Origin of the sequence: Tardiphaga sp. (genome assembly GCF_028290495.1) — a bacterium.
GTDB lineage: Bacteria > Pseudomonadota > Alphaproteobacteria > Rhizobiales > Xanthobacteraceae > Tardiphaga.
The window spans coordinates 1-4,517 of the sequence record NZ_JAQGJT010000123.1 but is presented as its reverse complement, the minus strand read 5'-3'; the positions used below and the strand labels follow the sequence as shown (position 1 = coordinate 4,517).

General features: G+C 64.6%; 3 protein-coding genes. 2 read left to right on the top strand and 1 reads right to left on the bottom strand.

Annotated features, from left to right (window positions below):
* On the bottom strand, positions 1–1,249 hold a 1,249-nt coding region (gene gltX, locus JWQ24_RS18095), incomplete at its 3' end, for a glutamate--tRNA ligase (protein WP_299810982.1).
* A 185-nt stretch (positions 1,250–1,434) separates the two neighbouring features.
* Here gltX and JWQ24_RS18090 point away from each other — a divergent pair.
* Positions 1,435–3,102: a glutamine--tRNA ligase/YqeY domain fusion protein gene (locus JWQ24_RS18090; RefSeq protein ID WP_299810979.1), complete on the top strand. Its 1,668-nt coding sequence runs from the start codon at positions 1,435–1,437 to the stop codon at positions 3,100–3,102.
* 243 nt (positions 3,103–3,345) lie between these two features.
* A partial coding sequence (locus JWQ24_RS18085; protein WP_299810976.1) for a ComEC family competence protein occupies positions 3,346–4,517 on the top strand: 1,172 nt, incomplete at its 3' end.

The window sequence follows — 4,517 nt, the reverse complement described above, 5'->3', positions numbered from 1 at the left end:
TGGTCGCCGCATTCCAGTCGGTGACCGGCTCCAGCGCGCCTTGCAGTCTGCCGATCAGCGCGCGGGTTTCCGGCGTCAGCAGGGCGGCCGCTTTCGGCTCCATCGCCAGCGGGCGGTCGGCGAAAATGAAGTACGAACTGTCGATCAGCTCGATCAGCGTCTTGGCGCGCTCCTTCAACTGCGGCATCGCCTGCAAAAGCTGCGCGCGCGTCACGTCGTTGATCTTGGCTTTGACGTCGCCGCCATTGGGGACGTAGTCCAGCACGTCCTCGAACATGGTCACAAGAGATTGATCGTCGGCGTGGCGGATGTAATGGCCGTTGAGGTTTTCCAGCTTGGCGAAATCGAACCGCGCCGCCGAGCGTCCGATCGCCGGCAGATCGAAATCCTTGATCATCTCCTCGGTAGAGAAGATTTCCTGGTCGCCATGGCTCCAGCCGAGCCGCACGAGGTAGTTGCGTAGCGCTTCCGGCACGTAACCCATCGCGCGATAGGCATCGACACCGAGCGCGCCGTGGCGCTTGGACAGCTTGGAGCCATCCGGTCCGTGGATCAACGGGATGTGCGACATGCTGGGAATGTCCCAACCCAGCGCCTCATAGATCTGCTTTTGCCGGGCGGCATTGATCAAATGGTCGTCGCCGCGGATCACGTGCGTCACGCCCATGTCGTGGTCGTCGACCACCACTGCCAGCATGTAAGTCGGGTTGCCGTCGCCGCGCAGCAGCACGAGGTCGTCGAGGTTCTCGTTTTTCCAGACCACGCGGCCTTGCACTTGGTCGTCGATCACGGTCTCGCCAGTGAGCGGCGCCTTGAGGCGGATCGTCGGCTTGACGCCGGCCGGCGCCTCGGACGTCGTGCGCTCGCGCCAGCGGCCGTCATAGAGCTTGGATTTGCCTTCGGCGCGCGCCTTCTCGCGCATCTCCTTCAACTCGTCGGCGGAGGCGTAGCAGTAGTAGGCCTTGCCCTCGGCGAGCAACTGCTCGGCGACTTCGCGGTGCCGGCTGGCGCGGGCGAACTGGTAGACGGTGTCGTCGTCCCACTCGATGCCCAGCCACTTCAACCCCTCCAGGATCGCGCCGATCGCCGGCTCGGTGGAGCGCTCGCGATCGGTATCCTCGATCCGCAGCAGCATCTTGCCGCCACGGCCGCGGGCATAGAGCCAGTTGAACAGAGCGGTGCGGGCGCCGCCGATATGGAGAAATCCGGTCGGGGAGGGCGCGAAACGGGTGACGATGGGTGTGGTCATTAAATGGCTTCGATCGATGCTGGAGACGGTTTGCGGCCGTTTATCACACGGGCGTAGCGCTGTCCCCGCGAATTAGAGGGCTGGCGAGGCGCGCTGGCTCCTGAGGCGGGCGACTTGGCCCGTTTCCGGCCCCTTGGCGCGGCGGCCCGGATTTGGCACATAGGGCGCAGCTTGAAAGGCACCCCATGACAGACGAATCGGTATTGGAAGCAGGCCGCGATTTCATTCGCGACATCGTCGCGGCGGATCTGGCCTCCGGCGCGCACAAAAGCGTGGTGACGCGGTTTCCGCCGGAGCCGAACGGCTATCTGCATCTCGGCCACGCCAAGTCGATCTGCCTGAATTTCGGCATTGCCGAGGAATTCGGCGGCATCTGCAATTTGCGCTTCGACGACACCAATCCGACCAAGGAAGAGCAGGAATATATCGACGCCATTCAACGCGACGTGCGCTGGCTCGGCTTCGACTGGGGCACGAACCTGCATTACGCCTCGGATTATTTCGAGCAATTGTATGCCTGGGCGCAGGATCTGATCCGCGCCGGCAAGGCCTATATCGACGACCAGTCGCAGGAGGAGATCCGCCTCAAGCGCGGCACCCTGACCGAGCCCGGCCAGAACAGCCCGTTCCGCGATCGCCCGGTGGAGGAAAGCCTCGATCTGTTCGCGCGGATGCGTGCCGGCGAGTTTCCGAACGGCGCCCGCGTGCTGCGCGCCAGGATTGATATGGCCTCCGGCAATATCAACCTGCGCGATCCCGTGATCTACCGCATCCTGCATGCGCATCACCCGCGCACCGGCGCTGCGTGGAGCATCTATCCCAGCTACGATTTCGCCCACGGCCAGTCGGACGCGATCGAGCACGTCACGCATTCGATCTGCACGCTGGAATTCGAGGATCACCGGCCGTTGTACGACTGGTGTCTCGACAACCTGCCGGTGCCGTCGCGGCCGCATCAGTACGAATTCGCGCGGCTCAACATGACCTACACGCTGCTGTCGAAGCGCGTGCTTACCGAACTGGTGCGCGGCGGTCACGTCACCGGTTGGGACGATCCGCGGATGCCGACTCTGGCCGGGCTGCAGCGCCGCGGCGTGCCGTCGGCGGCCCTGCGCGAATTCGTCAAGCGCATCGGCGTGGCCAAGGCCAACAGCACCGTCGGCATCGACATGTTCGACTTCGCGGTGCGCGAAACGCTGAACCGCACGGCGCAGCGGCGCATGGCGGTGCTGAAGCCGCTCAAGGTGGTGATCACGAACTATCCGGAAGGCCAGGTCGAGGAGCTCGACGCCGTCAATCATCCCGAGCATGAAGAGCTCGGTTCGCGAAAGATTCCGTTTGGCCGTGAGCTCTACATCGAGCATGACGACTTCATGGAGGAGCCGCCGAAGAAGTTCTTCCGGATGGCGCCGGGCCGCGAGGTGCGGCTGCGCTATGGTTACTTCATCACCTGCCGCGAGGTGATCAAGAACGCGGCCGGTGAAGTTACCGAACTGCATTGCACCTATGATCCGGAGACCCGTGGCGGCAACGCGCCGGATGGCCGCAAGGTGAAGGCGACGATTCACTGGGTCGCCGCGGCGCAGGCCGTGCCGGCCGAGGTACGGGTTTACAATCTGCTGTTCACCGCGCCGCAGCCGGATGCCGCGAACTTCGCCGCGCAGATCAATCCGGAGTCGCTGGAAACGCTGACCGGCTGCATGGTCGAGCCAGCTTTGGCGAGCGACCATTCGGAGGCCGCCGTACAGTTCGAGCGCCAGGGGTACTTCTGCCGCGACAAGGATTCCGCGCCGGGCAGGCTGGTGTTCAACCGCACCGTCGGCCTGCGCGACAGCTACGCCAAGGCGACGTGACCTGGCACTTTCATAGCTCAGCGCTGTCATTCCGGGGCACGGTTCAGTTGGCGCAGCCGACTGAACCGTGAACCCGGAACCCCGAGATGTTCATCACCATCTCCGGGTTCCGGGTTTGCTCGCAGCTGACGCTGCTCCCGCCCCGGAATGACGTTCCAGCACAACAGATATTCTCTATCCGTTCCGGTAGTCGGCCGGTAATTTCTTCCGCTAGCATGTCGGCAGGCAAGTCCGGGCGGCGTGATGACGAACGGCAGCAACAACCGACCGCGCGCGCACGCCGGCACCTGGCCGCCGCAGGCGGCGCCGACGACGGGTATCGCGCGGCCTGGCGCGGGGCTTTGGCCATCTTTCATCACGAGTTTGCAGGTCTGGGCGCGCGCGGAAGCGGGGCCCGGTCGGCTGCTGCCCTGGGTACCCGTGGCCTTTGGCGCCGGCATCGCGCTGTATTTTTCCGCTGAACACGAACCGGTGACATGGGTGGCGGCCACGAGTGCCGCTGTCCTGTGTGCCGCAGCGTTTCTGTCACGGCGGCAACAATGGTTTCCCGTGGTCGTGATGGTTGCTGCTATGGCGTCGGGCTTTGCGATTGCCACGCTGAAGACCGCGCGGATAGCACATGGCGTGCTGGCGCGGCCGCTCTACGGGGTATCGCTGTCAGGCTTCGTCGAGACCCATGAAGAGCGCGAGCGCACCGATCGCTTTATGCTGCGCGTCGTGTCGATGGAGAGCCCGCGCCCGTCGATCAAGCTCGAACGCGTCCGGCTTTCGGTGAAGAAGGGCGCGGCCCCCGCCGTCGGCAGCTTTGTCGAACTGAAGGCGCGGCTGCAGCCGCCGTTGGCTCCGCTGCGGCCGGGCTCCTACGATTTCGGCCGCGATATGTACTTCCAGGGCATCGGTGCGTCCGGCTTCGTCACCGGCAGCATCAAGGCCGTCGATCCGCCGGCGGCACCCGGTTGGCGGTTGCGTTATGCGGCGACCATGCAGGGATTTCGCGATGCCATCGATGCGCGCATCCGCACGACGCTCAAAGGTGACAGCCGCGCCATCGCCACCGCATTGCTGACCGGCCGGCGCGACGCGATCTCGCCTGAGGTCAACGACGCGATGTTCATCTCCGGCCTCGGCCACGTGCTGTCGATTTCCGGATATCACATGGCTGTCGTCGCCGGCGTGGTGTTCTTTGCGGTGCGGGCGCTGCTGGCGCTGATTCCGATGCTGACGGTGACGTTTCCAATCAAGAAATGGTCGGCGGCAGCCGCGCTGCTTGCCGCGGCGTTCTATCTGCTGCTGTCCGGCGCGGAAGTGGCGACCCAGAGATCGTTCTTCATGACCGCGGTGGTGCTGATCGCGATCATGGTCGACCGCCGCGCGGTGACGTTCCGCACCCTGGCGGTCGCCGCGATGGTCGTGCT

Bases quoted from the DNA above. Each gene is read 5' to 3' on its own strand.
- JWQ24_RS18090 (WP_299810979.1), top strand. From the start codon at position 1,435: ATGACAGACGAATCGGTATTGGAAGCAGGCCGCGATTTCATTCGCGAC.